Genomic DNA, 26779 nt, shown 5'->3' on the forward strand with positions numbered 1-26779 from the left:
CGACGACACCCGCCCTCAGCGGATGGCGTGAGCCGACCGCACCGCCGCCTCACAAGCCGCCCGCAAGGCTGCCTCACCTCCGGGTTCGCTCTGGCACCCCACGGCGATGCGTAGGCCACGATCGACCACAACCGTCCAGTCGACGCGACGGCCGTCGCGAACCTCCCGGTAGGTCACCGCGGGCCGCCCCGCGCTGATGCCGGCCGGATCGAAATCGACGAACACTCCGGGCATCTCGTCGTCGGCGCGTTCCAGGGCTCGCTGCAACGGCTCCGCGATGGCGGTCAAGGTGTCGGCGGCGGCCGGCGCTTGAGTGACAAGCAGCATAAGCCGCGGATCGTTGGGCGAGACCACCTCGACACGGGCAGACCCCGGCCCGCCAGTCACCCGCCGTGTCGTCCACTCTGCCGGAACCTGAACCGCCACATGATTTTCCACCAGGTAGGTCACCGCCGCCCCAGCATCCGGCCGTGCGCTGTGACGCGTCAGGAGGGCCAGCGCCAATACCAGCACACCGCCGACCACCCCGGCCGGCGCCAATGGCCGGCGATGATCGGGGTCGGCGGGTTCAGCCACGGGCGCATCAACCGTGCGGCGGGTCTTCGGCAACTGATCGACGGTGGTCGTCGGCACCGCGGGCCGCAGCCTCTCCTCGATCAGCGCAGAAAGAACCCCGGCCCCGCCGATGCCGGCCGGTGCGTCGATCACGACCGCACCGGGTTGGCACCGCAACGCCGCACGTATCCGCCCCGCCACCGCATCGGCGACCTCGTCGGGGGCACCGATGCGCGGCTCGGCGACGACGTCAGCACTGGCAGAGGTGGTGACGGCCACCAGGCCGGTGGCGATCTCCACCACTACTGCGGCGGGTGACGCGGCGGCCAGCACCGCTGCTCGCGATCGGGTGAGCACCTCGCGATCGGGCCCGCCCGCCGCCGCGGCAAGCAGCTGCACCCTTCGCGCCGGCCACCATGACGGGTGGATGAGTTCTACCGACTCAACGGGCAACGGGCAGGCCAGTACGTCGCGGAGCAGCAGCGGCACCGAGACCGGTTGCTCGTCGAGCAATCCGACCGGGTCATCGATCCACTCCAGCGCCGCTGCGGCACGGGCTGATTCGGCGCTGACACAGCAGGTTCGGTAGATGGTCGCGGGACCGGCCTCGATCACCGCCCGATGCCTGAGGTTCATGGTTCCCACGCCACCTGGATGAGTCGCTCGCCGTCGGCACGGGTGATCAGAGTCCCCCGACCGGGCGGCAGGACTACCGGTCGAACCGCACCCCACGGATTGTCCATGGTGCTGTCGGCCATGCCGCCCATCATCAGCGTCATCGCGCCCAGATCGCCCAGTGCGGTCAGCATCGGGTCGTACATCGACCGGGTCGCTCCACCGCCGCGGCAGGCGACGATCAGGTGCAGCCCGAGGTCTCCGGCGTGCGGCAGGTATTCCAGCAGTGATGTCAGCGGATTTCCGGTGCCGGCGGCCACCAGGTGATGGTCATCGACCACCACATAAAGTCGAGGCCCGGACCACCGTGCATGGGCACGCAACTGCTGAGGGTCGAGGTCGGCACCGGGCATCCGCTGGGCCAGCTGGTCGATCAGCCCGGGCAGCAGCCCGGCCAGCGCGGGCCGAGACACCGCGTGGCCGGCCGAATGTTCCCGCGGTACGACGCCCAACAGGCCGCGCCGGTAGTCGACCACCACCAGCTGATCCTGACCGGAAGGATGTGCCCGCACCAGCTCCCGGCACAGCGTTCGCAACACGGAGGTCTTGCCGCACTCGCTGTCGCCCAGGACGAGCAGGTGCGGTTGGCGACCGAAATCGATTGCGACAGGCTTGAGGTCGCGCTCATCAACGCCCAGAATCGGCAGACCCGTGGGGGCAGGGACCAGATCGGTCCGGTCGATGACGTTGGGCAGCAACCGGACCGGCGGCGCCACGGCGCCCTCCGGGTGACGCATGGGCTCCCAGCCGTCTGGACGAGCCAACAGCATGTGCATACCGTCGTGGGTCAGGCCCCGGCCGGGCCGTCCCTGCGGCACTCGCTGCGCCTGACGACGGTCGAGTTCGGATTCGGAGGGATCGCCCAGCCTCAGCTCGATGCGGGTGCCGATCAGGTCCCGCAAGGCGGGCCGTATCTCGGCCCACCGCGACGCAGCGACCATCACGTGCATACGAAAGGACAGGCCACGTGCGGCTAGCGCGACAATCCTGGCCTCCACGTCGAACTCCCGGCAGAGAGCGGCCCATCCATCAATCACCAGGAAGACATCCGGTGTCGGGCCCGCGTCGTCCGCGACGCGGCTGGCACGCTGTGCTTCACGCCGTGCCACGATGCCCTCCATCTCGGCGATCACCCGCCGGACCAGGTCCAGTTGCCCGACGCCGGCGACGGCCCCGACCTGCGGCAGGGTGCGGGTGGCGGACAACTCCCCGCCACCGAAGTCCAAGCAGTAGAACGCGACCCGGGTCGCGTCGTGGGTTGCGCACAGCGCGGCCAGCAGGGCGTGTAGCGCGCTCGACTTGCCCGATTGCGGGGCGCCCACGACGGCGACATGTCCAGCGGCACCGTCCAACCGGAGCGCCAATGCGGTCCGGCGCTGCTCGAAGGGCCGATCGACTACTCCGATCTGAACTGTCAGATCCGCCTGGGCGTCATCGATGAGCGATCCCACCGTTGGGGAATCCCCCAGGGGTGGCAGCCATATCTGGTGCGCCGGGGCGCCGTGCCCGGACAATCGCTGCAGCACGGCCTGCAGCACGGTGCGCCCGCCCGGAGAGGCATCTTCTCGGAGGGGATCCCGTGACGTGGCCGCGAACGGGCTTACCGGGACGGGACGCGGCCCGGCCAGACGGTACACCCGGGAGACGTGGGCCGTCTGAAATCGCCGCACCGTGCCGTCGGCGGTCTGCAACAACCCAACCCCGGGGGTGTTGGGCAATTCGTAGGCCTCGTTGCTGCCCAGCACAATCCGCGACTCGGCGGCCGACATCGTCTTGAGACACACCCGGTAGGATAGATGCGCTTCCAGTCCGCGGAGCCGGCCCTCCTCGAGACGCTGGCTGGCCAGTAGCAGATGTATTCCCAGCGAGCGGCCCAGCCGGCCGATGGCGACGAAGGTGTCGAGCAGATCGGGCTGCTGCTGGAGCAGTTCGGAGAATTCGTCGACGATCACCAGTAGTGCCGGTAACGACTGCAGCTGTGGCTGGGCCGCGCGTGCCTGGCGGTATGCGGCAATGCTGGGCGCCCCCGCGTCGCGGAGTTGCTGCTGACGGCGGTGCATCTCGCCGGCCAGCGCGTCGCGCATCCGTTGCACCAGCGGGGCCTCCTGGTCGAGGTTGGTGATGACCGCACAGACATGGCTGGCCTGCTCGAAACCGAGAAAGGTTGCTCCGCCTTTGAAGTCGATCAACACCAGGTTCAGGTCCTCCGGGGAATGCCGGGCCGTCATGCCCAGCACCAGGGTCCGCAGGAATTCCGATTTGCCCGAGCCGGTGGCGCCGACGCACAGCCCGTGCGGCCCGCTACCCCGCTGCGCGGCCTCGTTGATGTTCAGCCGCACCGGGTCTCCTCGCGCGTCCGTGCCGATCGGTACGCACAACCGCTGTCCGGACGCGGCCGCCCAGCAGGTCGGCGGATCGAAGTCGCCGATGTCGCCGATCTCCACCAGGTCCGACCAGCCACGTGCCGCCCCGTGCACGCCGACCTGCCGGTGGGCGGCCAGACGCCGCGCGCACACCACCGCGTCGGCTAGGGGCAGATAGTCCGGGCAGCCAAGCTCGCGATCGCCGTCATGCAGCGCCCTAGCGCTCACCTGCAGGCGGCGATCCTCGCCTCGGGCGCCTAACTCCACCACCCGCAGGCCGGCGGCATCGTCGCAGATCACCACTGCCCGCTGGCCCGCAAGGCCCGCTTCTGCGGCGGCCAGGCCGGAATAGCTCAGCGGTAGCGGTCCGCCTGCGTCGGCGCTCGTTGGATGCTGATGGTGCGGGAGCCATTTCAACCAGTCCCAGTCGCCGGGATGCAGACTCTCCACGGCCGCGATCAGCAACACATCGGGGCCGTGCGACACGGCGAGCTGACAGATCAGTGCGCGCAACAGTCCACGCGCCCGCTCAGTGTCCCCGTCCAGCAAGAGCGGCGCCGGCCCCAGCACCGGCAGCGCGATGGGCACATCCGGCACCGCAGCATGGGAGTCCAGGAATCGGCGCAGCGCGATCTCGGTGACCGGGTCGACCCGGCGCATCGAATCGAGCGCGGGGGCCACCAGTCGGCTGGCCGGCAAGGCCGGCCCGATTCCGACCCGGCCCGAGCCGAAGTCGAGGTCGCCGACCCGGCGTTCCCACCTTCGGGAACCGTCGGCCAACACCCAGAGCACATCGGGATCTGGATGTGTCCATAGCGCGCATGCGCGCTGGGCCATTGCGCTGTCAGCGAGGGAGTTCCGCAATGCGGCCAGGTACGCCAGGTAGCTGTCGCGGTCATCGTCGATGCCGTTGCCGGGGCCGCGGTTTCGTCCGGCGAATACCGCAGCCAAGGCCGAGGCAAGCATGGTCAGCGGGAACAGTGCAAACAGCGGGCTACGTGCTGCCGGGGTACCCGAGCGGTAGGCGACGACAGTTACCGCAAGCATCCCCGCCGCCATGACTGCCGGCAGCAGCCGGGTGAGGACCATCCGCGCATCAGCGTCCGGCACCGATGGTGGTACAGCGACGGTGATGTCACTGACCACTGGCGGCATAGCCGGCTTCACGGTCGGCGCGGGGCCGGTCATCGGCACACCGTAGGCAGCGACGATTCCACCGGCAAGTCAGCTGTGGATAGCCGAAAACCTCTCGCCCGCTGGGTCGGTAGCGTGCGACCGACGAGGCCGAAAGGGGGCAGTGACGTGCCGAGTGAAGATTCCGGCCTATGCCGGGTTGCCATACACGCCGGCACGACACACGCTGATCTGACGTTGCCATCCGACGTTCCGATCGCCGACCTGATCCCGGCCGTGCTCGATCTGATACCGCGCCAGGAAGGCCCGGAATCGCTGCGGCCCTATCGCCTTGCCGTGCCGGGCAGACCGGCACTGGACGGCGGAAAAACACTGTCGCAACAAGGTATCCGGGATGGCTCCACCCTGCTGTTGAACCATGCCGAGTGCCCGGCGCCGCGGGTGGTATTCGATGACCCGGCCGAACAGGTTGCGGCTGCGGTGCAGACTATCGCCTGCCCGTGGACTCCCGCGGCACGACGGCTCAGCGCCGCGCTGAGTGCGTCCGGGCTGGCCGGTGCGGCAGGATTCGTGGCGATACCCGGCGGTCCCGGCGCCCCGAGCGCGCTGATGGCGGTCGCGGCAGCCGGCGCCGTTGCGTTGATGACCGTGCCGGCATGTGGCTGCACCGGACTGGTGCGCACGGTGGTGTGTTGCCTGGCTGGGCTGGCGGTGCTGAGCGCGATCGCGGGCATGGCCCTCGCAGCGACGGGTATCGCACCATCACGGGTGGGCGCCGCGGCGGTTGTCGCCGGGGTCGGCATGATCCGCATCGCCGGCCGAGTCGCGGCTGGGGTCACCGGGTTGTCCCATCGAGCGGCGTCGCAGGTGGCAAGAGCGCACGATCTGCTGACGGGCTTGGTGACGGCCGCTACCGCGGTGGTGGTTCTGGGCGCCGCCACGGTGGTCGCCGGGGCCGGATCGACCGGGGCGCCACAGCTGGTCTGCGCGGTGTTCGCTGCGACTTCCGGGATGGCGGTGGCACTGCGAGCCCGCTCGCACGCCGACGGCGTCCAGATCGCGTCATTGATCGCCGGCGGCGTCACCACGTTGGCCATCGGGCTGCTCGGCGTGGCGAGCAAGACGACCGGCCAGTGGTCGGCGGCGCTGACCGTGGTGATGGTCGCGGCCGCCCTCGGTCTGGGCTTCGCCGATCCGAGCGAGCTCCCAGTGATCCGGCGCGGCGCCGAGGTCGTGGAGGGCCTGGCGCTCGGCTCCCTGGTGCCGCTGGTGTGCTGGCTGTGCGGGTGGTACGGCGCTGCCCGCGGGCTGAGTCTGGGCTGACGCCGTGCAGCGCACCCGGATTGCTCGGCTGGTGGCGGTCGCGGCGGTCGTGGCCGCAATGGGCGCACCGCCGGCCAACGCGGTAGCACCGCCGCCCATCGACAGCCGACTGTTGCCCGCGCCGGCGCCGGCTGCGCCGGCACGCCCCACGGTGCAGCGCACGGTGTGCACGGTCGGCTCGTTGAGTCCGGACAGCTCGCCGACCCAGCTCGACGACCTGGACCTGGCCGCCGTCTGGGCGCTGACCCGTGGCGCCGGCCAACGGGTCGCGGTGATCGACACCGGTGTTGCGGCGCACCGACGGCTGCCCGGCCTGATCGGCGGCGGCGACTATGTTTCCACCGGCGACGGCACCCGCGATTGCGACGGACACGGCACCATGGTCGCCGGAATCATCGCGGCTGCAACCGATCCCGCATCGGATCGATTCAGCGGGGTGGCGCCGCTGGCCACCGTGATCGGCATCCGGGCATCCAGTGCACAATTCGCCGCATTCGGCGATGCTCCCGGCATCGGCGATGTCGACACCCTGGCCCGGGCGGTACGTACCGCAGCCGACCTGGGTGCGTCGGTGATCAACATCTCCTCGGTGGCCTGCCGGCCGGCACGTTCCGGACTCGACGACCGGCCGCTGGGGGCCGCCCTGGCATATGCGGTAGAGGTCAAGAACAGCGTCGTCGTGGCGGCAGCTGGCAATTCCGACGAAGGCTGTGACGCTGGGGAACCCATGATCGTCAGCCCGGCCTGGTACGACGACTACGTGCTCACCGTCGCCTCGATGGATCCCCACGGCGTCGCGTCGGCGTTCACCCTTCCCGGGCCGTGGGTGGACGTGGCCGCTCCCGGCGAAACAGTGCTCTCGTTGAGCACCGTCGGCGACGCGATGGCCAACCGCCTCGACGGCTCAGTGTTACGCGGCACCAGTTTCGCTGCGCCGGTGGTGAGCGGTCTGGCGGCGCTGATCCGCTCGCGGTTCCCCCAGTGGACGCCGCGGCAGGTGATGGACCGCATCAAGGCGACCGCCCACCACCCACCGGGCGGCCGCGATGATGTGGTCGGCGCTGGTGCGGTGGATCCATTGGCGGCGCTCACCTTTGAGTCGGCCACGTCCCACGATCCGCTCCGGTCGGCCCCACCTCAGCCCGGCCCCGCGCCGGAGCGCGATCGTGCGGCTGCTGGCGCGCCCGCCGGGCTGCCCACCGCGATCGTCGGCACGGCGGTGCTGCTGGCGTTGCTCCTGGCAGCCGTCACGGGCCGGGCAGTGCTGGGCCGGGGGCGCCGCCGAGACCTTGTAGCGCCTGGTCCCGACTGAGCCGCGGGCCGGCCGGCAATCCAGCCAGCATCGGCCACGGCACCCCAGCCGCCACCGCGGGCAGCCCCAGACTGCGCGCCGCGCCGGCGTCGTCAACGGTGAACCGCACCCCGATGTCGGTGATCAGATAGCCGCTGCCGCTGGGGTGGCCGGCTGTGTCGACCGCACGCACGTAGGCGATGTGTCCGGCAGGCAGATAGATCCCGTCCAGGGCGGGGCCCGATCCGTCTGCCCCGGCCAGCGCTGTCGGCGTCTCCCCCGCCGGCAGGCGCACCCCGCTGGACAAGGTGATGCCGGCCGGGTCGTCGGCACGCCAGTGTGCGCACAGGGTGGCCGGGGTTAAGCCCACCTCGTGACGGTCCGCCGGATCCTCCGATACCGCCGGCGGGACTTCGGGGATCACGTTGAGCAGTAGGGCGGTGACGGGTCGGGGCACGCTGGAGTCCAGCAGTGGGTCGGTCCCACCGACGGCAGCGCGGCGTCCGTTGCGGAGCAGATAGGTTGACCCGGATTCGGAGCTGACCAGGATCGGCTGCCGGGGGTCGAGGCGGGCCGATTGCGGTGGTTCGACGCCGACGATGAGGGTGACGCCGTGCGAGTCCTCACATAGCGACCACGTGACGGCGGCCGGCAGTGCCACCCCGATCCCGCCCGGCGCACCGGGAATCCCCAACGGCGGCCCTCGCCGAGCCCGGCCGACCGCGGCGCCGTCCACCGGTCGCGGATCGGCTGCACCGGCGATCAGCCGGGCCGAGGCGAGGTTATAGACCGGATACAGGGTGTCGCCGATCCGGGCATAGAGCGCGCCGGTCGCGCGATCGAGCACGATGGGCGCGTCGCCCAGCCCCGGCTGCGGTTGTAGGACGGCCAGCACCACCATGCCTGCGCCCAGGAGCGTGCTCAGAAGCGAACCCAGGCTCAGGGCCGCTCGACCGGGGACGGGGGCGCCCATGACCAGTCCGCACCGCAGCGCCCGCTCCATCCGGCGGGCCAGGAAGCGGTGCGCGCTGAGCTGAAGCTGCGTCGACGATCGCCCGGGCATATCGGCCCTACGTTATTGGGCAGACCGGCGCGGCCGTATTCGGCCATCCACAGGCCAGACGGTATCGAAAACGTCTTTCGGTACCATCTCGGGTATGCGTTTTGTTCAGGTGAGCAGCATCTTTTCCGCGGCCTTGATGGCAAGCGCACTGCTGGCGCTCCCGGCCGTGTCTCCATCTGCCCCGAGCGTCACCCCGGTGGCGTCGGCCTACGACTGCCCGGACGTCGAGGTGATCTTCGCCCGCGGCACCAGCGAGCCACCCGGCGTCGGACGGGTCGGCCGGGCGCTCATCGACTCACTGCGCCAGCAGACGTCCAAGAAGGTCGACGAGTACGCGGTCAACTACCCGGCCGGCCGGTTGCAGCTGGGGGGCGGCGACGGAGCCAATGACGTGATCAAGCGGGTCAAGGCCGCGGCCGACGTCTGCCCCAACACCCAACTGGTGCTGGGCGGCTATTCGCAGGGCGCGTCGGTCATCGACATCGTCACCGGTACGCAGGTGGGTGGCATCAGCTGGGGCAACCAATTGCCCGCGCAGTATGCCGACCAGATCGTGGCGGTGACCACTTTCGGCAATCCAGCCGATCGCACCGGCGGGCCGATCAGCGTGCAAAGCGCCTTGTTCGGTTCCAAGGCGCTGGACCTGTGCAATCCGGGGGATCCGATCTGCCATGAGGGCCCCGGCAATGAATGGACCGATCACACTGACGGCTACATTCCTGCCCTGACCAGCCAGGCGGCGAACTTCATCGCAGGCCGACTGCGGACCCCCGGACCAGAGCTCACGCTGGCACCGTGACGGGCCCCACCCGGGTTTAGTTAGCTCATCAAGGTTTAGTTTCGGTACTATCGTTCACTATGAAGGCAACCCGCATCCTGGCGGCCGGAGCCGCTGTCGTAGCGCTGCTGATCGATCCCCACGCTTCCGGGATGCCGACGGCTTCAGCCGACGGTTGCCCCGACGTCGAGGTGGTGTTCGCTCGAGGCACCAGTGAGCCGCCGGGCCTCGGTCGGGTCGGCGAGGGATTGGTGAACTCACTGCGGGGGCAGACGTCCCGTTCGGTGGGGTCCTATGCGGTCAACTACCCGGCCAGCTATGACTTCGGTCGGGCCGCCGACGGCGCCAACGACGCCAGCGGTCATGTCATGTGGATGGTCGAGAACTGCCCCGGTACCCGCCTGGTCCTCGGCGGCTACTCGCAGGGCGCGGCGATCATCGACATCGTGGCCGCGGCACCGGTGCCCGGTTTCGGTTTCACCGCACCACTACCGCCTGAGGCCGCCGATCACGTCGCGGCGATCGCGGTGTTCGGCAACCCCTCCAGCAAGATCGGGCAACCGCTGACCAACAGTCCGGTCTACGGGTTCAAGACCATCGACCTGTGCACCGACGGCGACCCCATCTGCTCCCCCGGCCGCCTGTTCTCGGCGCACTCCGGCTACACTCCCGGAATGACCAATCAGGCCGCATCGTTCGTCGCCGGCCTGCTGTAGGACGATTTCGCGCTGCTCAGCGCGTGCGCAGATCCCGGGTGATCAGGGTGCGCGCCCCCAATTGATCGTCCGGCGGGTAGTCGACCCCGACCAGGGCCAGACCGCGTGCCGGCGCGGCGGTGAAGTCGCTGGACCGGCGCTGCGCGTTCAGCAGGTCAGCGCACCACGCGGCATCGCGCCGGTGCTCACCGACCGCCAGCACCGCACCCACCAGGGAGCGCACCATCGACCAGCAGAACGCGTCGGCACTGACGTGCGCGGTCACCAGGTCACCGTCACGCACCCAGTCCAGGCGCTGCAGGTCGCGAATCGTGGTCGCGCCCTCGCGGTGCCGGCAGAAGGCCGCGAAGTCGTGCAGGCCCACCAGGTTCTTGGACGCCTCCGTCATCGCGTCGACGTCAAGCGGTCGCGACCACGCGGTCACATAGCGAGCGTCCTGCGGCGCCACCCCGTAGGGGGCGGTAGACAGTCGGTAGGCGTAGTGCCGGCGTAGCGCCGAAAACCGAGCATCGAATTCCGGCACCGTGCGACGTATGCTCAGCACCCGTACGTCGACCGGCAAGAACCGCGCCAATCGCCTTGTCAGCGAAAGGAATTCCGGCTCGCCGTCACGACGCGTCCGCGAATACCCATGGTGCAGTTCCGAAGCCGGAACGTCCAGGTGGGCCACCTGGCCGGTGGCGTGCACGCCGGTGTCGGTTCGTCCGGCCGCGAACACCCGCACCGGAACGCGGAACACGGTCGTCAGAGTCTCGTCGAGAACTCCGGCGACCGTGCGTTGTCCCGCTTGAACCGCCCATCCGGCGAATTCTGTTCCGTCGTAGGCGATATCGAGCCGAAGCCGAACGGCTTCGGCGTTGCCGTCAGGATTCGTCGGTGCCTTCGGCAGCATCGGTGGCCTCTGCGGCTTCGGTGGCCTCAGCGGCCTCGGTGGCCTCTTCGACCTTGTCCTCGGCCTCAACCTCGGCAGCCTTCTCGGCCTCCTCGGTCTTGGGGGCAGCCTTCTCCGCCTTGGCCGCGGCGCGACGGGCGCGGTCGGCCTCCGACGTCACGGTCCGCTCGCGAACCAACTCGATCACAGCCATCGGGGCGTTGTCACCCTGACGCGGCTCGACCTTGATGATGCGGGTGTAGCCACCGTTGCGGTCCGCGAAGTGCGGGGCGATCTCGGCGAACAGCGAGTGCACCACATCCTTGTCACGGATCTTCTTGAGAACCTCACGCCGGTTGTGCAGCGTGCCCTTCTTGGCATGCGTGATCAGCTTCTCGGCGTACGGCCGCAGTGCCCGCGCCTTCGGCTCGGTCGTCTTGATCCGTCCGTGCGTGAACAGCGACGTGGCCAGGTTGGCCAGCAGCGCCTTCTGGTGCGAGGACTTTCCGCCGAGGCGGGGACCCTTAGTGGGCTTGGGCATTGCGACTTCTCCTCAATGGGGCCGGCCCCCGTATCAGGTAGGGCCGGGACGGCTCTCTTTTCGAGAGGTTGGGCGTTAAAGCTGCTCGGTTTCGGCGTAGTCCTGCTCGTCATAACCGGCGTCAGCCGACCAGGTGCCGGTGGCGACGTCGTAGCCGGCCACCTGCGACGGGTCGAAGCTGGCCGGGCTGTCCTTGAGCGACAGGCCGAGCTGGTGCAGCTTGACCTTGACCTCGTCGATGGACTTCTGACCGAAGTTGCGGATGTCGAGCAGGTCGGACTCGGTGCGGGCGACCAGTTCCCCAACCGTGTGCACTCCCTCGCGCTTGAGGCAGTTGTAGGACCGCACGGTCAGGTCCAGGTCGTCGATCGGCAGGGCGAACGACGCGATGTGGTCCGCTTCGGCCGGCGACGGCCCGATCTCGATACCCTCGGCCTCGACGTTGAGTTCGCGTGCCAGGCCGAACAGTTCGACCAGGGTCTTACCGGCCGAGGCCAGCGCGTCCCGCGGGCTGATGGAGTTCTTGGTCTCCACGTCCAGCACCAGCTTGTCGAAGTCGGTCCGCTGCTCGACACGGGTGGCCTCGACCTTGTAGGTCACCTTGAGCACCGGCGAGTAGATCGAGTCGACCGGGATCCGGCCGATCTCGGCGCCCGACACCTTGTTCTGCACCGCCGGAACGTAGCCGCGGCCACGCTCGACGATCAGCTCAACCTCAAGCTTGCCCTTGTCGTTCAGAGTGGCGATGTGCATGTCGGGGTTGTGCACCGTCACGCCCGCCGGGGGAACGATGTCACCGGCGGTGACCGCACCGGGGCCCTGCTTGCGCAGGTACATGGTGACCGGCTCGTCCTCCTCGGACGAGACCACCAGGCCCTTGAGGTTCAAGATGATGTCGGTGACATCTTCCTTCACCCCGGGGACGGTGGTGAACTCGTGCAGCACGCCGTCGATGCGGATGCTGGTGACGGCTGCGCCCGGGATCGACGACAGCAGGGTGCGCCGAAGCGAGTTGCCCAGGGTGTAGCCGAAACCGGGCTCCAAGGGCTCGATGACGAACTGCGACCGGTTCTCGGCAACGACCTCTTCGGACAGGGTCGGGCGCTGTGAGATCAGCATGGTGTTCATTCTCCTTCTGGCACCCGCTATTTGATGCCGTTTGGGGGGTACTCGGGGCAAAGCCCCCGAGTTGTCTAAAGCTACTTCGAGTAGAACTCGACGATCAGCTGCTCGGTGAGCGGGACAACGATCTGCGCACGCTCGGGCAACTGGTGGACCAGGATGCGCTGCCGCTCCCCGACCACCTGCAGCCAGCCCGGGATCGGGCGGTCGCCCGAGGTCTCCCGCGCGATCTGGAACGGCACCGTGTTGATCGACTTGTCCTTGACGTCGATGATGTCGTACTGCGAGACCTGGTAGCTGGGCACGTCGACCTTCACACCGTTGACGGTGAAGTGGCCGTGGCTGACCAGCTGGCGAGCCATCCGACGGGTGCGGGCCAGACCGGCGCGGTAAACCACGTTGTCCAGCCGGCTCTCCAGGATGCGCAGCAGTTCCTCGCCGGTCTTGCCGCCACGACGGACGGCTTCCTCGTAGTAGCGACGGAACTGCTTCTCCATCACGCCGTAGGTGAAGCGAGCCTTCTGCTTCTCCTGCAGCTGCAGGCGGTATTCGCTTTCCTTGATCCGCGCGCGGCCGTGCTGGCCGGGCGGGTAGGGCCGCTTCTCGAATGCCTGGTCGCCACCGATCAGGTCGACGCCCAGACGGCGGGACTTGCGGGTGGCGGGTCCGGTATAACGAGCCATGTTTTCCTAAACCTCCTAGACCCGGCGCCGCTTGGGCGGACGGCAACCGTTGTGCGGCTGCGGCGTGACGTCAGAAATAGCACCGACCTCCAGGCCCGCGGCCTGCAGCGAACGGATCGCGGTCTCGCGGCCCGAACCCGGGCCCTTGACGAATACGTCGACCTTCTTCACGCCGTGCTCCTGCGCCTTGCGGGCCGCATTCTCGGCGGCCAACTGCGCGGCGAACGGAGTCGACTTACGCGAGCCCTTGAAGCCCACGTGTCCCGACGACGCCCACGCGATCACGTTGCCCTGCGGGTCGGTGATCGTCACGATCGTGTTGTTGAAGGTGCTCTTGATGTGAGCGGCACCATGCGGGATGTTCTTCTTTTCCCGCCGCCGGGTCTTCTGACCCTTCTTGGGCCCGGTCGCTTTCTTCGGTGGCATGACGATTACCTGGCCTTCTTCTTACCGGCGATGGTGCGCTTGGGTCCCTTGCGGGTGCGCGCGTTGGTCTTGGTCCGCTGGCCGCGCACCGGCAGACCGCGACGGTGCCGCAGGCCCTGGTAGCAGCCGATCTCGATCTTTCGACGGATGTCAGCCTGCACCTCGCGGCGCAAGTCGCCCTCAACCTTCAGGTTGCGCTCGATGTAGTCACGCAACTGGGTGAGCTGGTCGTCGGTCAGGTCCTTGCTGCGCTGGTCCTTGTCGATACCGGTCGCAGCCAGGATTTCGTTGGAACGAGTACGGCCGATGCCGTAGATATAGGTCAGCGCGATCTCCATGCGCTTATCGCGCGGCAGGTCGACGCCTACAAGTCGAGCCATGGGGGGCATGCCCCTTTCATCTTCGTTGCGGAGGTTGTGATCCCAGCCCGTTCCCGGCCTACTGCTCCGGGGCCCGGCCTCCGATCCGGGCGTGGGTGAGCCGGCCCATCTCTAAAGATGCCAGCCAGCTCACTGGTACTGGGAGGTCTGCATTCAGTTGTGGCGGGTGCCCGGCTACGCCGGGCCCGCGATCTGTGTCGCTAGCCCTGACGCTGCTTGTGGCGCGGGTCCGCGCAGATCACCATGACCCGGCCGTGCCGACGAATCACCCTGCATTTGTCGCAGATCGGCTTGACGCTGGGGTTCACCTTCACGGCTGCTGTGGTCCTGTTCTAATCGCTGGTTGACGTTCTTCGACGGCGGTGGGGAGCTACTTGTACCGGTAGACGATGCGTCCGCGGGAAAGGTCATAGGGCGACAGCTCCACAACCACCCGGTCTTCCGGCAGGATACGGATGTAGTGCTGCCGCATCTTGCCGCTGATGTGGGCGAGCACCTTGTGACCGTTCTCCAGCTCAATGCGAAACATCGCATTGGGCAGGGGTTCGACCACTCGACCCTCGACCTCGATTGCACCGTCTTTTTTGGCCATTACTCTCCGGCGATCCTCCGTGTCTGACTTACTTTTCGCGTGTGCATGCGCCCGCCACAGCGCAGCACCGACTACGACTGCAAAACGTGGGCCGGTGGCAGGAAATTCCAGGTAGAACCCGAAGAATCTCAGACTGGGCACGCAAAGAGTCGACGCGGACGCCGCACCGTCGACCTACGATACCCGCTTGGGCCGCCCACGCCAAAATGCCCGGTTCATGCGACGGTCCCAGCTTCGCGCCTCGCCCGCCGAGCCTCGCCAAACCGCAGAATTCCCACGCTGAAGAGGCATGCAAGGATGAACCTGACAATCGAGCTCAGAGGAGGCCTGGTGACGGTTGCGTATCTGGCGGCGTTCGCCGTCGGCGCTATCGCCCTGCTCACCGCCTTGCTGCTGACCGATATCGGCCACGACGGACTGCCGTTTCTGAGCCTGACCGGCTTGTCTGCCGCGCTGGTCGGAACGGGTGCCGGCGGCCTGGTGGGGACCTGGGCCGGGTTCGGCGCGCTGCCGGCAGCCGGCCTGGGGATCGGGAGCGGAGTGGCGCTGTCCACCCTCCTGCACGGCGTAGTGCTGCCCTACCTGCGGCGACAGGAATCCAACTCCCAGCATGGCCGTACTGCCTACATCGGCCTGCTGGGCACCGTGACCATCGATGTTCCGCCGGGCGGGTGGGGCGAGATCGCCTTCATCGACCCGGACGGGAACCGGGTCCGATCCCGCGCAGTCAGCCCGGAGTCGCAGAGCCTCGCCAAAACAACCCGCGTCTACATCGCCGATGTCGACGCCGACTACGTGCACGTCGTCGCAGTACCCGCCCAGTAACTCAGCCGGAGAGGCCGTAACCGTGTCGCTTGTCTTGATCGTGACCGTCAGCATCCTGGCAGCGCTGCTGCTGCTGGTCGTGTTGCCGATGATCTACGTCCAGAACTACATCAAGGTCCCGCCCAATGAGGTCGCGGTGTTCACCGGTCGCGGTCAGCCGAAGGTGGTACGCGGTGGAGCCAGGTTCCGGATGCCGGGCATCGAACGGGTCGACATCATGAGCCTCGAGCCGTTCAACGTCAGCATCAACCTGCAGAACGCGCTGTCCAACAACGGGGTACCGGTCAACGTCGAGGCCGTCGGGTTGGTGCGGATCGGTTCGGCCGACGATGCCGTGCAGACGGCGGTGCAGCGCTTCCTGACCTCCGACCTCGATGATCTGCAGCGCCAGATCAACGACATCCTCGCCGGCAGCCTGCGTGGCATCACCGCGACAATGACCGTCGAGGACCTCAACTCCAACCGCGACACCCTAGCCCGCAGCGTGGTCGAGGAGGCCGGCACCGACCTGTCCCGCATCGGCATGGAAGTCGACGTTCTCAAGATCGCCGGTATCTCCGACCGCAACGGCTATCTCGAGTCGCTGGGTCAGCGTCGTATCGCCGAGGTGAAACGGGACGCCACGGTCGGCACCGCCGAAGCCGAGCGGGACGCGCAGATCCAGTCGGCGAAGGCCCGTCAGGCGGGTTCGGTCGCCCAGGCCGAAGCCGATACCGCGATCGCGACCGCCAATCAGAGGCGCGACGTCGAACTGGCTCGGCTGCGCGCTCAGACCGAGGCCGAGAACGCGCAAGCCGACCAGGCCGGTCCGCTGGCGCACGCCCGCGCCGAGAAGGACGTCGGCATCGCGGTCGAGCAGGCCGAGGCCGCCCGGGTTCAGGCCCGCATCGAGGTGGAGCAGCGGCGCGCCGAGCAGGCCCAGGCCGCCCTACAGGCGGACGTGATCGCCCCCGCCGAGGCGCAGCGCCAAGCCGACGTGGCCCGCGCCGAGGGACAACGGCAGGCAGCAATCCTGGCGGCGCAGGCCCAGGCGGAGGCGGCCCGCCAGGCCGGCCAGGCCCAAGCCGATGCGCGTAAGGCGGCCGCCGAAGCGCTGCGGGTGGAACGTCAGGCCGAGGCCGACGGCGCCAAAGCCAAACTGCTCGCCGAAGCCGAGGGCAAGAAGGAGATCGCCCACGCGCTGAACAGCTACAGCGCGGAAGCGGCCCGAATGCTGCTGCTGCCCGACGTGCTGGCCTCGGTGGTGCAGGCCACCCAGGCGGCCGCCGCGCCGCTGTCGGACATCGAGCGACTGTCGATCATCGGCGGTGCCGGCGACGCCCAGGATGCGATCAGCGGTCTGCTGGGTATCAGTCCCCTGGGCATCGCCAAGGTGCTGGAGACCCTCAAGGCGTCGGGAGTGGACGTGGCGGCCATGCTGCGCCCGCGTTCTGCCGAGCCACCGCCGGTCGCCGACACCGGTCCGTTGCCCACCGAGTGACTGGAGGAGCCACGATGTCGGACACGTTCGCACTCAAGCCCGAGCTGGGCCGCTACGCGGCCTGGACATTCGGATCCCCCACCCCAGAGCAGGCTGCCGAGATCGAACGTCTGGGGTACGGCGCGATCTGGGTGGGCGGCTCCCCCGCCGCAGATCTTGCGTTTGTCGAACCGCTGCTCGCGGCCACGTCGTCCCTGCAGGTGGCCACCGGGATCGTCAACGTCTGGTCGGCCCCGGCCCACCAGGTCGCCGAGTCCTACCACCGCATCGAAGCGGCCTACCCGGACCGGTTCGTGCTCGGCATCGGTGTTGGCCACCCCGAGGCCACCGCCGAGTACCGCAGCCCGTATGCCGCCCTGACCGACTACCTGGACGTGCTCGATGAGGCCGGCGTGCCGACCAGCCGCCGGGTGCTGGCGGCGCTGGGCCCCAAGGTGCTGAAGTTGGCGGCGGAGCGCAGCGCCGGTGCGCACCCGTACTTGACCACCCCGGAGCACACCGCGAGCGCCCGCGAGCTGGTCGGACCGTCGGTGTACCTGGCGCCCGAGCACAAAGTGGTGCTCTCGACGGACGCCGCCGCGGCGCGTGACACCGGGCGCGAGGCGGTCGGTTTCTACCTGCGGCTGTCCAACTACGTCAACAACTGGCACCGGCTGGGCTTTGACGACAATGACGTCCACGCGCCCGGCAGCGATCGGTTGATCGATGCGGTCGTGGCCCACGGCACCGCCGATCAGATCGCCGCCCGGTTGGACGAACACCTCCAGGCCGGCGCGGACCAGGTGACGATCCAGGTACTGGGCGGCTGGAAGAACATTCTGCCGACGCTGACGGCGCTGGCCGGTCCGTTGGGGCTCACCCCGCGCGACTGAGCGGTCGCACCACGGTGGAGCTAGGCCGGTGCGGCGGGCCGGGCAAGCGTCACCGCCGGATAGTGCTCGACATACCTCCCGCCGGGGGCGCCGAGGTAGGTACAGGTGCGCTCAATCGTGTCGACCTCGTAGCCGACCACACCGGCCGTCCAGCAGCGACGGAGGAACTCCGGGAAGGTGATCTCGCCGGCCTTGTCGGCGTCGATCGCTGCAACCAGGGCGTGTTGATCGAACTCCGCCACCTCAACGGACTCCTCGTGCAACGGGTTGCCCGGTTGATGGACCACCCCGCCGTCCATGACGTAGAGCGCACCGCCGGAGGCGACATCGAAGCGGATCAGCCGCACGCCCGCCAGGCGCAGGGCCTCGGCCAGGTGGGGGAATCCGTGCGTTTCGGGCCGGACGCGCATCCCGTGATGCTGCGCCTGGGCCAGCCTTTCGACGCTGTTCATGTTCGCTCCTCGCCACACCGATCCAAGGTGACTAGATAGTGTCAGTATGACATTATGCTGTCAAAATGACGGACAGCTGACCGCCAGGAGGCTCCATGCACGATCCGATGGCGCTGCTGGTGGCCGACCTTTACCAGGCGGCGGGCCTGGCCAGGAGGCGCGGCGAGCGGATCGCGAAGTCCGAGGGACAGTCCCAGGCCCGATGGCAGCTGCTCTCGGTCGTCAGCGACGGTCCGCGCACCGTGGCCCAGGCGGCCCGACGGTTGGGCACCGCACGCCAGGCGGTGCAACGAGTCGCGAACGACCTTGCCCAGGAGGGTCTCCTGCGCACTCAAGCGAACCCCGATCACCGAACTTCCCCGCTATTCGCCCTGACCGACGAGGGGGCACAGATCCTGCAGCGCATGAACGGCGCGGCCGCCACGGCGCACCGCGCGCAGCTCCAAGCACTAGGCCCTGACGGGGCGGCACGACTCCATGACGGCCTTCGTCGACTGATCGCAGTGCTGGAGCAACCGTGACCAGGCGGCGGCCCGGCCGATCCGATCTCATCGCCGGTTATGGTTTCCCCATGCGTCTGCTGGTGACCGGTGGCGCCGGGTTCATCGGCGCCAACTTCGTGCGCAGCATCCTCGCGCAGCGGCCCGACACATCGGTCACGGTGCTCGACGCGTTGACCTACGCCGGCACCCGGGAGTCACTCACCGGCCTGGATTCACCTGACGGACGCTTCCGGCTGGTGCAAGGCGACATCACCGATGCGGCGCTGATGTCCGAGCTGGTCGCCAATCTGGATCCGGAGACCGATGCGGTGGTGCATTTCGCCGCCGAAACCCACGTGGACAACGCGCTGGCCGACCCGGAACCGTTCCTGCGGTCCAACGTGATCGGCACCTTCACTGTCTTGGAGGCGGTACGCGCTCGGCGAGTGCGGCTGCACCACGTCTCTACCGACGAGGTCTACGGCGAGTTAGCCCTTGACGAACCGCGCCGATTCACCGAGACCAGCGCGTATCGCCCGTCCAGCCCGTACTCGTCGACCAAGGCGGCCGCCGATCTCCTGGTGCACTCCTGGGTGCGCTCGTACGGCCTACACGCGACGATCTCGAACTGTTCCAACAACTACGGCCCTTACCAACACGTGGAGAAGTTCATTCCCCGCCAGATCACCAACCTGCTGACCGGCCGACGGGCCAAGCTGTACGGCAGCGGCGCCCATGTTCGCGACTGGATCCACGTCGACGACCACAACAGCGCCGTCTGGCAGATCATGACGCGCGGACATGTGGGCCGCACCTATCTGATCGGCGCCGACGGGGAGCGCGACAACCGGAGCGTGCTGCAGACCATCCTGCGGTTGATGGACCACGACCCCGACGACTTCGACCATGTGGCCGACCGGCCCGGCCACGATCTGCGCTATGCGATCGACCCGTCGGCGTTACGTAACGAACTCGGCTGGACACCCCAGCACACGGACTTCGAGGCCGGCCTGCGCGACACAATCGACTGGTACCGCGCCAACGAGTCCTGGTGGGCGCCACTGAAAGAGGCCGCCGAAGCCCGCTACACGGCATGGGGGCGCTGAGGTGGACGCACGCGAGCTGACCATCCCCGGAGCCTGGGAGCTCACCCCGGCCCAGCATGCCGACGCCCGCGGACTGTTCTTCGAATGGTTCACCGACCACGATTTCACCGGGTTCGCCGGGCACCGTTTCGATCTCCGCCAGGCCAACTGCTCGGTGTCCAGCGCCGGCGTGCTGCGGGGTCTGCACTTTGCTGAAGTGCCACCGGGACAGGCCAAATACGTTACCTGCGTGTCGGGTTCGGTCTTCGACGTCGTCGTCGACATCCGGGTCGGCTCGCCGAGCTATGGACACTGGGACGCCGTGGTACTGGACGCCAAGGACCGGCGGTCGGTGTACCTGGCCGCCGGACTGGCGCATGGGTTCCTTGCCCTGCAAGATAATTCGACCGTCATGTACCTCTGCTCAGCGGAGTACGACCCCCAGCGTGAACACACCATCTGCCCCACCGACCCGGCGATCGGTATCGACTGGCCGGGCGATCACCCGCCGCTGCTCTCCGAGCGGGACGCGGGCGCGCCGTTGTTGGCGCAGGTGCGCGCCGCCGGGCTACTGCCTACCTGGGACCCGAGCTAGAACCGCCCAGCTCGCCGACTGTGCGCTGCGGTAGGCCAAACCGCGGCGCGCCCCCACAAATTCGCCCACTCGCGGATCACCCTCTCGCATTTACTAGGATGTCCTAGTATTCTGGCCGTCATGACCCGCCAGATTCCGCACTACATCGACGGCCGTCGAATCTCCGGCACCTCGCAGCGCACCACGGACGTGTTCGACCCGAATACCGGCGAGGTACAGGCAACCCTGCCGCTGGCCAACGCCGCCGACGTCGACGCCGCGGTGACCTCGGCAGCTGTCGCCCAGCGCGATTGGGCCGCCTACAACCCGCAGCGCCGCGCCCGGGTCATGATGCGCTTCATCGACCTGGTCAACAGCCACGTCGACGAGCTGGCCGAGCTGCTCTCCCGCGAACACGGCAAAACCCTTGAGGACGCCCGCGGCGACATCCAGCGTGGCATCGAGGTGATCGAGTTCTGCGTCGGCATCCCGCACCTGCTCAAAGGCGAGCACACCGAGAGCGCCGGCCCGGGCATCGACGTGTTCTCGCTGCGTCAGCCGCTGGGCGTGGTCGCCGGGATCACCCCGTTCAACTTCCCCGCGATGATCCCACTGTGGCAGGCCGGACCGGCCCTGGCCTGTGGCAACGCGTTCATCCTCAAGCCTTCCGAGCGAGACCCGTCGGTGCCGGTGCGCCTCGCGGAGCTGTTCGTCGAGGCCGGGTTGCCGCCGGGAGTGCTGCAGGTGGTGCATGGCGATAAGGAGGCGGTCGACGCCCTGCTGCACCACCCCGGCATTGCCGCGGTCGGCTTCGTCGGCAGCTCCGATATTGCGCAGTACATCTACTCGACGGCAACGGCCAACGGCAAGCGCGCCCAGTGTTTCGGCGGCGCCAAGAACCACATGATCGTGATGCCCGACGCCGATCTGGATCAGGCCGTCGACGCGCTGATCGGCGCCGGCTACGGCAGTGCCGGCGAGCGTTGCATGGCGATCTCGGTGGCGGTGCCCGTCGGCGAGCAGACCGCCGAACGGCTGCGGTCCCGGCTGGTCGAACGCATCAACAGTCTGCGGGTCGGCCACAGCCTGGACCCCAAAGCCGACTACGGCCCGCTGGTCACCCGGGCCGCTCTGGACCGGGTCAACGGCTACATCGCCCAAGGCGTGTACGCCGGCGCCGACCTGGTGATCGATGGCCGCGACCGGGCCAGTGACGACACCCAATTCGGCGACGCCGATCTGACCGGCGGCTTCTTCGCCGGACCGTCGCTGTTCGACCATGTCAGCACCGACATGTCGATCTATACCGACGAGATCTTCGGTCCGGTGCTGTGCATCGTCCGCGCGCACGACTATGAAGAGGCGCTGCGGCTGCCGAGCGAGCACGAGTACGGCAACGGAGTGGCGATCTTCACCCGCGATGGCGACACCGCCCGCGACTTCACGTCGCGCGTGCAGGTCGGCATGGTCGGGGTGAACGTGCCGATTCCGGTGCCGGTGGCGTACCACACCTTCGGCGGCTGGAAGCGATCCGGCTTCGGCGACCTCAACCAGCATGGTCCGGCCGCCATCACCTTCTACACGAAGGTGAAGACCGTTACGCAGCGCTGGCCCTCGGGCATCAAGGACGGCGCTGAGTTCCACATCCCCACAATGGAATAGGGCCGCTGCCATGAACTTGACCTTGGATGACGAAGAACGGGTGATCGTCGACACCGCAGCGGCTTTCGCCGCCAAGCGCCTGGCGCCGTACGCCCTGGAATGGGATGCCACCCACCACTTTCCGGTCGACGTGATGCGGGAGGCGGCCGAGCTGGGGATGGCGGCGATCTACTGCCGCGAGGACGTCGGCGGCTCCGGACTGCGCCGGCTGGACGGCGTACGCATTTTCGAGCAGCTCGCGATCGCCGACCCGGTGATCGCCGCCTATCTGTCCATTCACAACATGTGCTCCTGGATGATCGACACCTACGGCACCGAGGAACAGCGCAAGAGCTGGATTCCCCGGCTGGCCTCGATGGAGACCGTCGCCAGCTACTGCCTCACCGAACCCGGTGCGGGATCGGACGCCAGCGCCTTGAGCACCCGCGCGGTGCGCTCGGGTGACGACTACGTGCTCGACGGCGTCAAGCAGTTCATCTCCGGCGCCGGGGTCTCAGATGTCTATGTGGTGATGGCCCGAACCGGCGCGGAAGGCCCCCGGGGAATCTCGACATTCATCGTCGAAAAAGACACGCCCGGAATGGGTTTCGGAGTCGCGGAGCAGAAGATGGGCTGGAACTCCCAGCCCACCGCACAGGTCATCTTCGACGGCGTCCGGGTGCCCGCCGAGGCGATGCTCGGCGGTTCCGAGGGTGACGGGAACGGGTTCAACATCGCCATGAACGGCCTCAACGGCGGCCGGATCAACATCGCCGCCTGCTCAATGGGAGGCGGCCAGGCGGCATTCGACAAGACCGGCAGCTATCTGGCCAACCGCACGGCGTTCGGCAAGGCATTGCTGGACGAACCGACGATCCGGTTCACCCTCGCCGACATGGCCACCGCCCTGGAGACCTCACGCCTGCTGCTGTGGCGCGCGGCCACCGCGCTGGACAACAACGCCCCCGACAAGGTCGAGTTGTGCGCGATGGCCAAGCGCTACGTCACCGACGCCTGCTTCGGTGTCGCCGACCAGGCTTTGCAACTGCACGGCGGGTATGGATATCTGCGCGAATACGGTCTGGAGAAAATCGTCCGGGATCTTCGGGTGCACCGCATCCTGGAGGGCACCAACGAGATCATGCGGTTGGTGATCGGTAGGGCCGAAGCGGCTCGCGTCCGCGCCGGCCAGTAGCCGCCTCACCCGGAGAACCTGGGCCACTTAGGAGCACATATGGCAATCGTCGCGTTTCTCGGCCTGGGCCACATGGGTGGGCCGATGTCGGCCAACCTGGTGGCCGCCGGGCACACCGTGCGCGGCTTCGACCCGGTTCCGGCCGCCACCGCGGCCGCACAGCAGCACGGCGTGAACATCCACGCCAGCGCCGCCGAGGCGGTCGCCGGGGCCGACGCGGTGGTCACCATGCTGCCGCACGGGGACGCGGTGAAGAGCTGCTATGCCGAGATACTGCCGGCAGCCGGGCCGGACACGTTGTTCATCGACAGCTCGACGATCTCGGTCGCCGACGCCCGAGAAGTACACGCCCTCGCCGCGTCCCAGGGGCTGGCCCAACTCGACGCGCCGGTCTCCGGCGGGGTGGCCGGTGCGGTCGCCGGGCGGCTGGCGTTCATGGTCGGCGGCGAGGACGCTGCGGTGGTACGAGCCACCCCAGTGCTGGAGCCGATGGCCGCCAAGATCATCCACTGCGGCGCGGCGGGCGCCGGACAGGCCGCCAAGGTCTGCAACAACATGGTGCTGGCCGTGCAGCAGGTGGCAGTCGCCGAGGCGTTCGTGCTGGCCGAAAAGCTGGGCCTGGCCGATCAGGCGCTATTCGACGTGATGACCGGTGCCACCGGGAACTGCTGGGCACTGCACACCAACTGTCCGGTCCCGGGACCGGTTCCCACCTCGCCGGCAAACCGGAACTTCGAGCCGGGTTTCGCCACCGCGCTGATGAACAAGGACCTGGGCTTGGCGATGGACGCGGTCGCTGCGACCGGGTCGGCTGCCCCGCTCGGTAGCCACGCCGCAGCGATCTATCGCGACTTCGCCGCCGAGCACAGCGGGCAGGACTTCAGCGCGGTGATCAACCTGCTGCGCGGCAGCTGAACGCGCCGTCGGCCTGAACGATCACGATCAGGCCGCCCAGAATTGTCAGACCCCGGTGCCATGCTCATGTCATGTCTCCGGACACACCCCCAGCCAGCGCCGAAGCGCGTTGCGGCACACGCCTTGAGGTGCTCTTCGACGAGCTCGCCGAGTTGTCGGGTCAGCGCAACGCGATCGATGGACGCATCGTCGAGATTGCCGCTGAGATCGCACGCGACGAACTGTGGGGCGCCACCGGTGCCCGGTCGGTCGCGGCGCTGGTGGCCTGGAAGACCGGCACCTCACCCAGCAATGCGCACACGATCGCGACCGTGGCACACCGGCTGGAGGAGTTCCCCCGTTGCGCCCGCGGCATGCGCGAGGGTCGCCTGTCACTAGACCAGGTCGGGGTGATCGCCGAGCGCGCCGGCGCGGGATCCGACGAGCACTACGCGCAGCTGGCCGGTGTTGCCACGGTCGGCCAGCTGCGCACCGCAGTCAAGATGGAACCGCGGCCCGAACCCGGGCCGCGGCCCGACCCGCGGCCCGCGATCACTCGGAGCTCCAACGCCGAACTCGACGTCTGGCGCATCGCCCTGCCACAGACCGAATCAGCGATGTTCGACGCCGCGCTGCAGTCGCATCTCGATGCCCTGATCGCCGAGTGGAGCCACGACCGCGACAGCAACAGCGCCACGCCCGACAACCCTCCCCCGATGCCGACACAGCTCGACGCGTTCCTGTCGCTGGTAGAAGCCGGCTGGGACAGCGAGGCGCAACGACGACCGCACGGTCAGCGCACCACACTGGTGGTACATCTCGATGTTGAACAGCAGATCGGCGCACTGCACCTGGGTCCGTTACTGCGTGAGTCTGAGCGGCAATACCTCACCTGTGACGCCACCTGCGAAGTGTGGTTCGAGCGTGCGGGCGAAGTGATCGGGTGCGGTCGGTCGACCCGCACCATCAGCCGTCGGCTGCGCCGCGCCCTTGAACACCGCGACCACTGCTGCGTGGTTCCCGGCTGTGGCGCGACCCGGGCGCTACATGCCCATCACATCCGGCACTGGGAGGACGGCGGCGCCACCGAGCTGGCCAACCTGGCGCTGCTCTGCCCCTTCCACCACCGGCTGCATCACCGAGGCATCATCACCATCACTGGGCCGGCCGGCCGGCTCCTCGTCACCGACCACGAGGGCCGGACTCTGCATACCGGATCACTGGCCCGTCCACCGCGGACCTCGCCACCCGCAGTCCCGCCCTGCCCAGGGCCGACCGGTGAACGCGCCGACTGGTGGTGGTATCAGCCCTTCCAACCCCAGGCGCCACCGAGCACCAACTGAGCGCAGCCGCGGGCTACTTCGCGATCGCCATCACCGCGCCCGGCCGCAACCAGGCGATGATCTTCACCAGCGTGGCGTCATCGATGGCCACGCAGCCCGCCGTCGGGCCGCCGTCGGTGGTGTGGAAGAAGTAGGCGGAGCCGTCTCCGGGGGTACGGGATTTGTTGACACCGATGACCACAGCGTGCCGATACTGCGGGATGTTGAGGTTCTCACTGGCCGCCGTGCTGAACGGGCACTGGGCTCTTTTGCAGACCTGCATGGTGTTGTAGGTCGGGCTGTTCGAGTCGCTGTCCCACCAGTGGTCGGATCCGACTTGCACATACGGCAGGCCGCCGCCGGGGTTCGGCGCGGTGCCAAACGCCGAGTCCAGCGTGTAGAACCCCATCGGGGTCGACGGCTCACCTTCTTTGGTCTGCGGCGTGATGCCCGCCGAGCCGACGTGTGCCGGGATCCCGGCCGCGACCGCCTCCCAGCCGGCGGGAGTCCGCTGATAGACATCGATTTTTGCCGTCGAATGACCTACTCCGACAACCGATACCACCTGGGTAGCATTGCCGACCGCATCCCCGAACCACGGCTCGACGGTCGCCGCGGCCAGAGGCGTCGTAGCCGACGTCACGCCCAGCGCAAACCACGCTGCACACAGCAGGACCACCAGTCGACGCACCACATCATCGTCGATGAGCAGTGGCGCCAGCGTCAAATATCGCCGGCCCCCAGGATCAGCCGGCGGCACGCGAGCTGAAGCGGGCGACCACCCGCTGCGCCTGCAACTCCCGGCATCCGTTGGCCAGCAGCCCGTCGTAACGGCTGGAACCCGCGTAGATCGCCGGCAGGCCGATAGCAGCCGCAGTGCGGGCCCCGGACTCGTAACCGGCGATCACCAGCGCCTCCCCCGCGACGATGCCCAGCTCCCACAGCGCCAGCCGGTAGAGCTCGGCGTCACCCGCAGGACCGGTCAGGTCATCGGCACTGATCACGGTCTCGGCCATGCCGTCGCCGATCAGTTCCCGCACCCGCGCCTGGACCCAGCTGCGCGGGCCGGCACCCACCACCGCCACCCAGATGCCGGTGGCGAACAGGCTCAACACCAGGTCCACCACGCCTGAGCGCGGTTCACCATCGGCGTCGGCAAGGGCGTCCACATCGAAGACCACTGCCTGCAGGGGGTAAACCTCGGCATCCGGGTGCACCTGTTCCCACCGGAACGGGCGGCCAGGACCGGTCCATGTCGCAAGTTCGGTTGTGATCTGCATAACAGCCACTGTCCTGGAAACCGGCTCGGGTGTCCTCCCCCATTGGGGGGATCCGGGCGGGGTAATCGAACCACCGGCTTCATTCGGCGGTCCCAGCTTCGCCTCTCCTCCGCCGTCCCTACGGGCCGACTCCGTCGAGCCTCGCCGAACCACCGGGTTCATTC

Annotated in this window: 28 protein-coding genes; 14 read left to right on the plus strand and 14 right to left on the minus strand. The window is 68.2% G+C overall.

Translation table 11 applies throughout. The features are described 5' to 3' along the window. Positions 1 to 15: 15 nt before the first annotated feature. Positions 16 to 1191: a type VII secretion-associated protein gene (locus G6N09_RS04805; RefSeq protein ID WP_083026740.1), complete on the minus strand. Its 1176-nt coding sequence runs from the start codon at positions 1189 to 1191 to the stop codon at positions 16 to 18. Further along, a complete protein-coding gene (eccCb, locus tag G6N09_RS04810) occupies positions 1188 to 4781 on the minus strand; it encodes a type VII secretion protein EccCb (protein WP_083026741.1) in 3594 nt (1197 codons plus the stop codon). The genes G6N09_RS04805 and eccCb overlap by 4 nt, the downstream gene beginning before the upstream one ends. Positions 4782 to 4895: 114 nt before the next feature. Between eccCb and G6N09_RS04815 the strand changes: the two genes are divergently transcribed. Together G6N09_RS04815 and mycP are read left to right on the plus strand one after the other, a co-directional pair. Beyond that, the gene (locus tag G6N09_RS04815) at positions 4896 to 6050 is read left to right on the plus strand and encodes an EsaB/YukD family protein (RefSeq protein WP_163752663.1); all 1155 of its coding nucleotides are present in this window, start codon (positions 4896 to 4898) and stop codon (positions 6048 to 6050) included. 4 nt (positions 6051 to 6054) lie between these two features. Further along, the gene (mycP, locus tag G6N09_RS04820) at positions 6055 to 7362 is read left to right on the plus strand and encodes a type VII secretion-associated serine protease mycosin (protein ID WP_272937508.1); all 1308 of its coding nucleotides are present in this window, start codon (positions 6055 to 6057) and stop codon (positions 7360 to 7362) included. Here the strand turns inward: mycP and eccB are convergent. Continuing rightward, complete coding sequence (eccB, locus tag G6N09_RS04825) at positions 7298 to 8404, minus strand: type VII secretion protein EccB (RefSeq protein WP_083026743.1); 1107 nt, start codon at positions 8402 to 8404, stop codon at positions 7298 to 7300. The genes mycP and eccB overlap by 65 nt on opposite strands. A gap of 94 nt (positions 8405 to 8498) precedes the next feature. On the opposite strand from eccB, the gene G6N09_RS04830 reads away from it, so the two are divergent. Further along, a complete protein-coding gene (locus G6N09_RS04830) occupies positions 8499 to 9203 on the plus strand; it encodes a cutinase family protein (protein WP_083026744.1) in 705 nt (234 codons plus the stop codon). Between the two features lie 59 nt (positions 9204 to 9262). Continuing rightward, the gene (locus G6N09_RS04835; RefSeq protein WP_083026745.1) at positions 9263 to 9898 is read left to right on the plus strand and encodes a cutinase family protein; all 636 of its coding nucleotides are present in this window, start codon (positions 9263 to 9265) and stop codon (positions 9896 to 9898) included. 16 nt (positions 9899 to 9914) lie between these two features. Here the strand turns inward: G6N09_RS04835 and truA are convergent, their stop codons facing one another. The 8 genes from truA to infA all read right to left on the minus strand — a co-directional run bounded on the left by truA (position 9915) and on the right by infA (position 14513). Next, a complete protein-coding gene (truA, locus tag G6N09_RS04840) occupies positions 9915 to 10790 on the minus strand; it encodes a tRNA pseudouridine(38-40) synthase TruA (protein ID WP_083026746.1) in 876 nt (291 codons plus the stop codon). Continuing rightward, the gene (gene rplQ / locus G6N09_RS04845; protein WP_083026747.1) at positions 10762 to 11310 is read right to left on the minus strand and encodes a 50S ribosomal protein L17; all 549 of its coding nucleotides are present in this window, start codon (positions 11308 to 11310) and stop codon (positions 10762 to 10764) included. The genes truA and rplQ overlap by 29 nt, the downstream gene beginning before the upstream one ends. Before the next feature lie 75 nt (positions 11311 to 11385). Next, the gene (locus G6N09_RS04850; RefSeq protein ID WP_046189663.1) at positions 11386 to 12429 is read right to left on the minus strand and encodes a DNA-directed RNA polymerase subunit alpha; all 1044 of its coding nucleotides are present in this window, start codon (positions 12427 to 12429) and stop codon (positions 11386 to 11388) included. 80 nt (positions 12430 to 12509) lie between these two features. Beyond that, positions 12510 to 13115 (minus strand): 30S ribosomal protein S4, encoded by a 606-nt coding sequence (gene rpsD, locus G6N09_RS04855; protein ID WP_046189662.1) that lies wholly within the window; start codon positions 13113 to 13115, stop codon positions 12510 to 12512. A 15-nt stretch (positions 13116 to 13130) separates the two neighbouring features. Next, a complete protein-coding gene (rpsK, locus tag G6N09_RS04860) occupies positions 13131 to 13541 on the minus strand; it encodes a 30S ribosomal protein S11 (protein ID WP_046189661.1) in 411 nt (136 codons plus the stop codon). Between the two features lie 5 nt (positions 13542 to 13546). Further along, positions 13547 to 13921 carry a 30S ribosomal protein S13 gene (gene rpsM / locus G6N09_RS04865; protein WP_024443769.1) on the minus strand — a complete coding sequence of 125 codons (375 nt, stop codon included), beginning with the start codon at positions 13919 to 13921 and terminating at the stop codon, positions 13547 to 13549. Between the two features lie 200 nt (positions 13922 to 14121). Then, positions 14122 to 14235 carry a 50S ribosomal protein L36 gene (gene rpmJ, locus G6N09_RS04870; protein WP_046318639.1) on the minus strand — a complete coding sequence of 38 codons (114 nt, stop codon included), beginning with the start codon at positions 14233 to 14235 and terminating at the stop codon, positions 14122 to 14124. A gap of 56 nt (positions 14236 to 14291) precedes the next feature. Continuing rightward, on the minus strand, positions 14292 to 14513 hold the full coding sequence (gene infA, locus G6N09_RS04875; protein WP_003418601.1) for a translation initiation factor IF-1: 222 nt from the start codon (positions 14511 to 14513) through the stop codon (positions 14292 to 14294). A 297-nt stretch (positions 14514 to 14810) separates the two neighbouring features. On the opposite strand from infA, the gene G6N09_RS04880 reads away from it, so the two are divergent. Genes G6N09_RS04880 through G6N09_RS04890 form a run of 3 tightly spaced genes read left to right on the plus strand, consistent with a single transcriptional unit; the run spans position 14811 to position 17690 of the window. After that, a complete protein-coding gene (locus G6N09_RS04880) occupies positions 14811 to 15338 on the plus strand; it encodes a hypothetical protein (protein WP_179959874.1) in 528 nt (175 codons plus the stop codon). Between the two features lie 22 nt (positions 15339 to 15360). Then, positions 15361 to 16818, plus strand: coding sequence for a flotillin family protein (locus tag G6N09_RS04885; protein ID WP_083026749.1), 1458 nt, complete (start codon positions 15361 to 15363; stop codon positions 16816 to 16818). A 14-nt stretch (positions 16819 to 16832) separates the two neighbouring features. Beyond that, positions 16833 to 17690: an LLM class F420-dependent oxidoreductase gene (locus tag G6N09_RS04890; RefSeq protein WP_083026750.1), complete on the plus strand. Its 858-nt coding sequence runs from the start codon at positions 16833 to 16835 to the stop codon at positions 17688 to 17690. Positions 17691 to 17710: 20 nt separating this feature from the next. Here G6N09_RS04890 and G6N09_RS04895 read toward each other — a convergent pair whose 3' ends face one another. Then, positions 17711 to 18142, minus strand: a complete 432-nt coding sequence (locus G6N09_RS04895) for a DUF1398 family protein (protein WP_083026751.1) — start codon at positions 18140 to 18142, stop codon at positions 17711 to 17713. A 95-nt stretch (positions 18143 to 18237) separates the two neighbouring features. Here G6N09_RS04895 and G6N09_RS04900 point away from each other — a divergent pair, with 95 nt between their 5' ends. The 7 genes from G6N09_RS04900 to G6N09_RS04930 all read left to right on the plus strand — a co-directional run bounded on the left by G6N09_RS04900 (position 18238) and on the right by G6N09_RS04930 (position 25356). After that, complete coding sequence (locus G6N09_RS04900) at positions 18238 to 18663, plus strand: MarR family winged helix-turn-helix transcriptional regulator (protein WP_083026752.1); 426 nt, start codon at positions 18238 to 18240, stop codon at positions 18661 to 18663. A 50-nt stretch (positions 18664 to 18713) separates the two neighbouring features. After that, entirely contained in the window at positions 18714 to 19730 is a 1017-nt protein-coding gene (gene rfbB, locus G6N09_RS04905) for a dTDP-glucose 4,6-dehydratase (protein WP_083026801.1), read from the plus strand. Between the two features lies 1 nt (position 19731). Then, the gene (gene rfbC, locus G6N09_RS04910; protein ID WP_083026753.1) at positions 19732 to 20304 is read left to right on the plus strand and encodes a dTDP-4-dehydrorhamnose 3,5-epimerase; all 573 of its coding nucleotides are present in this window, start codon (positions 19732 to 19734) and stop codon (positions 20302 to 20304) included. Between the two features lie 120 nt (positions 20305 to 20424). Continuing rightward, positions 20425 to 21945: a CoA-acylating methylmalonate-semialdehyde dehydrogenase gene (locus tag G6N09_RS04915; RefSeq protein WP_083026754.1), complete on the plus strand. Its 1521-nt coding sequence runs from the start codon at positions 20425 to 20427 to the stop codon at positions 21943 to 21945. Positions 21946 to 21955: 10 nt separating this feature from the next. Then, positions 21956 to 23119 (plus strand): acyl-CoA dehydrogenase family protein, encoded by a 1164-nt coding sequence (locus G6N09_RS04920; protein ID WP_083026755.1) that lies wholly within the window; start codon positions 21956 to 21958, stop codon positions 23117 to 23119. Between the two features lie 39 nt (positions 23120 to 23158). Next, positions 23159 to 24034: a 3-hydroxyisobutyrate dehydrogenase gene (gene mmsB / locus G6N09_RS04925; RefSeq protein WP_083026756.1), complete on the plus strand. Its 876-nt coding sequence runs from the start codon at positions 23159 to 23161 to the stop codon at positions 24032 to 24034. A 71-nt stretch (positions 24035 to 24105) separates the two neighbouring features. Continuing rightward, on the plus strand, positions 24106 to 25356 hold the full coding sequence (locus G6N09_RS04930) for an HNH endonuclease signature motif containing protein (protein ID WP_083026757.1): 1251 nt from the start codon (positions 24106 to 24108) through the stop codon (positions 25354 to 25356). 13 nt (positions 25357 to 25369) lie between these two features. Here G6N09_RS04930 and G6N09_RS04935 read toward each other — a convergent pair whose 3' ends face one another. Beyond that, positions 25370 to 26026: a L,D-transpeptidase family protein gene (locus tag G6N09_RS04935; protein ID WP_083026802.1), complete on the minus strand. Its 657-nt coding sequence runs from the start codon at positions 26024 to 26026 to the stop codon at positions 25370 to 25372. 55 nt (positions 26027 to 26081) lie between these two features. Then, entirely contained in the window at positions 26082 to 26615 is a 534-nt protein-coding gene (locus G6N09_RS04940; protein ID WP_083026758.1) for an HAD family hydrolase, read from the minus strand. Between the last annotated feature and the right edge of the window lie 164 nt (positions 26616 to 26779).

Source organism: Mycolicibacter minnesotensis (genome assembly GCF_010731755.1).
GTDB lineage: Bacteria > Actinomycetota > Actinomycetes > Mycobacteriales > Mycobacteriaceae > Mycobacterium > Mycobacterium minnesotense.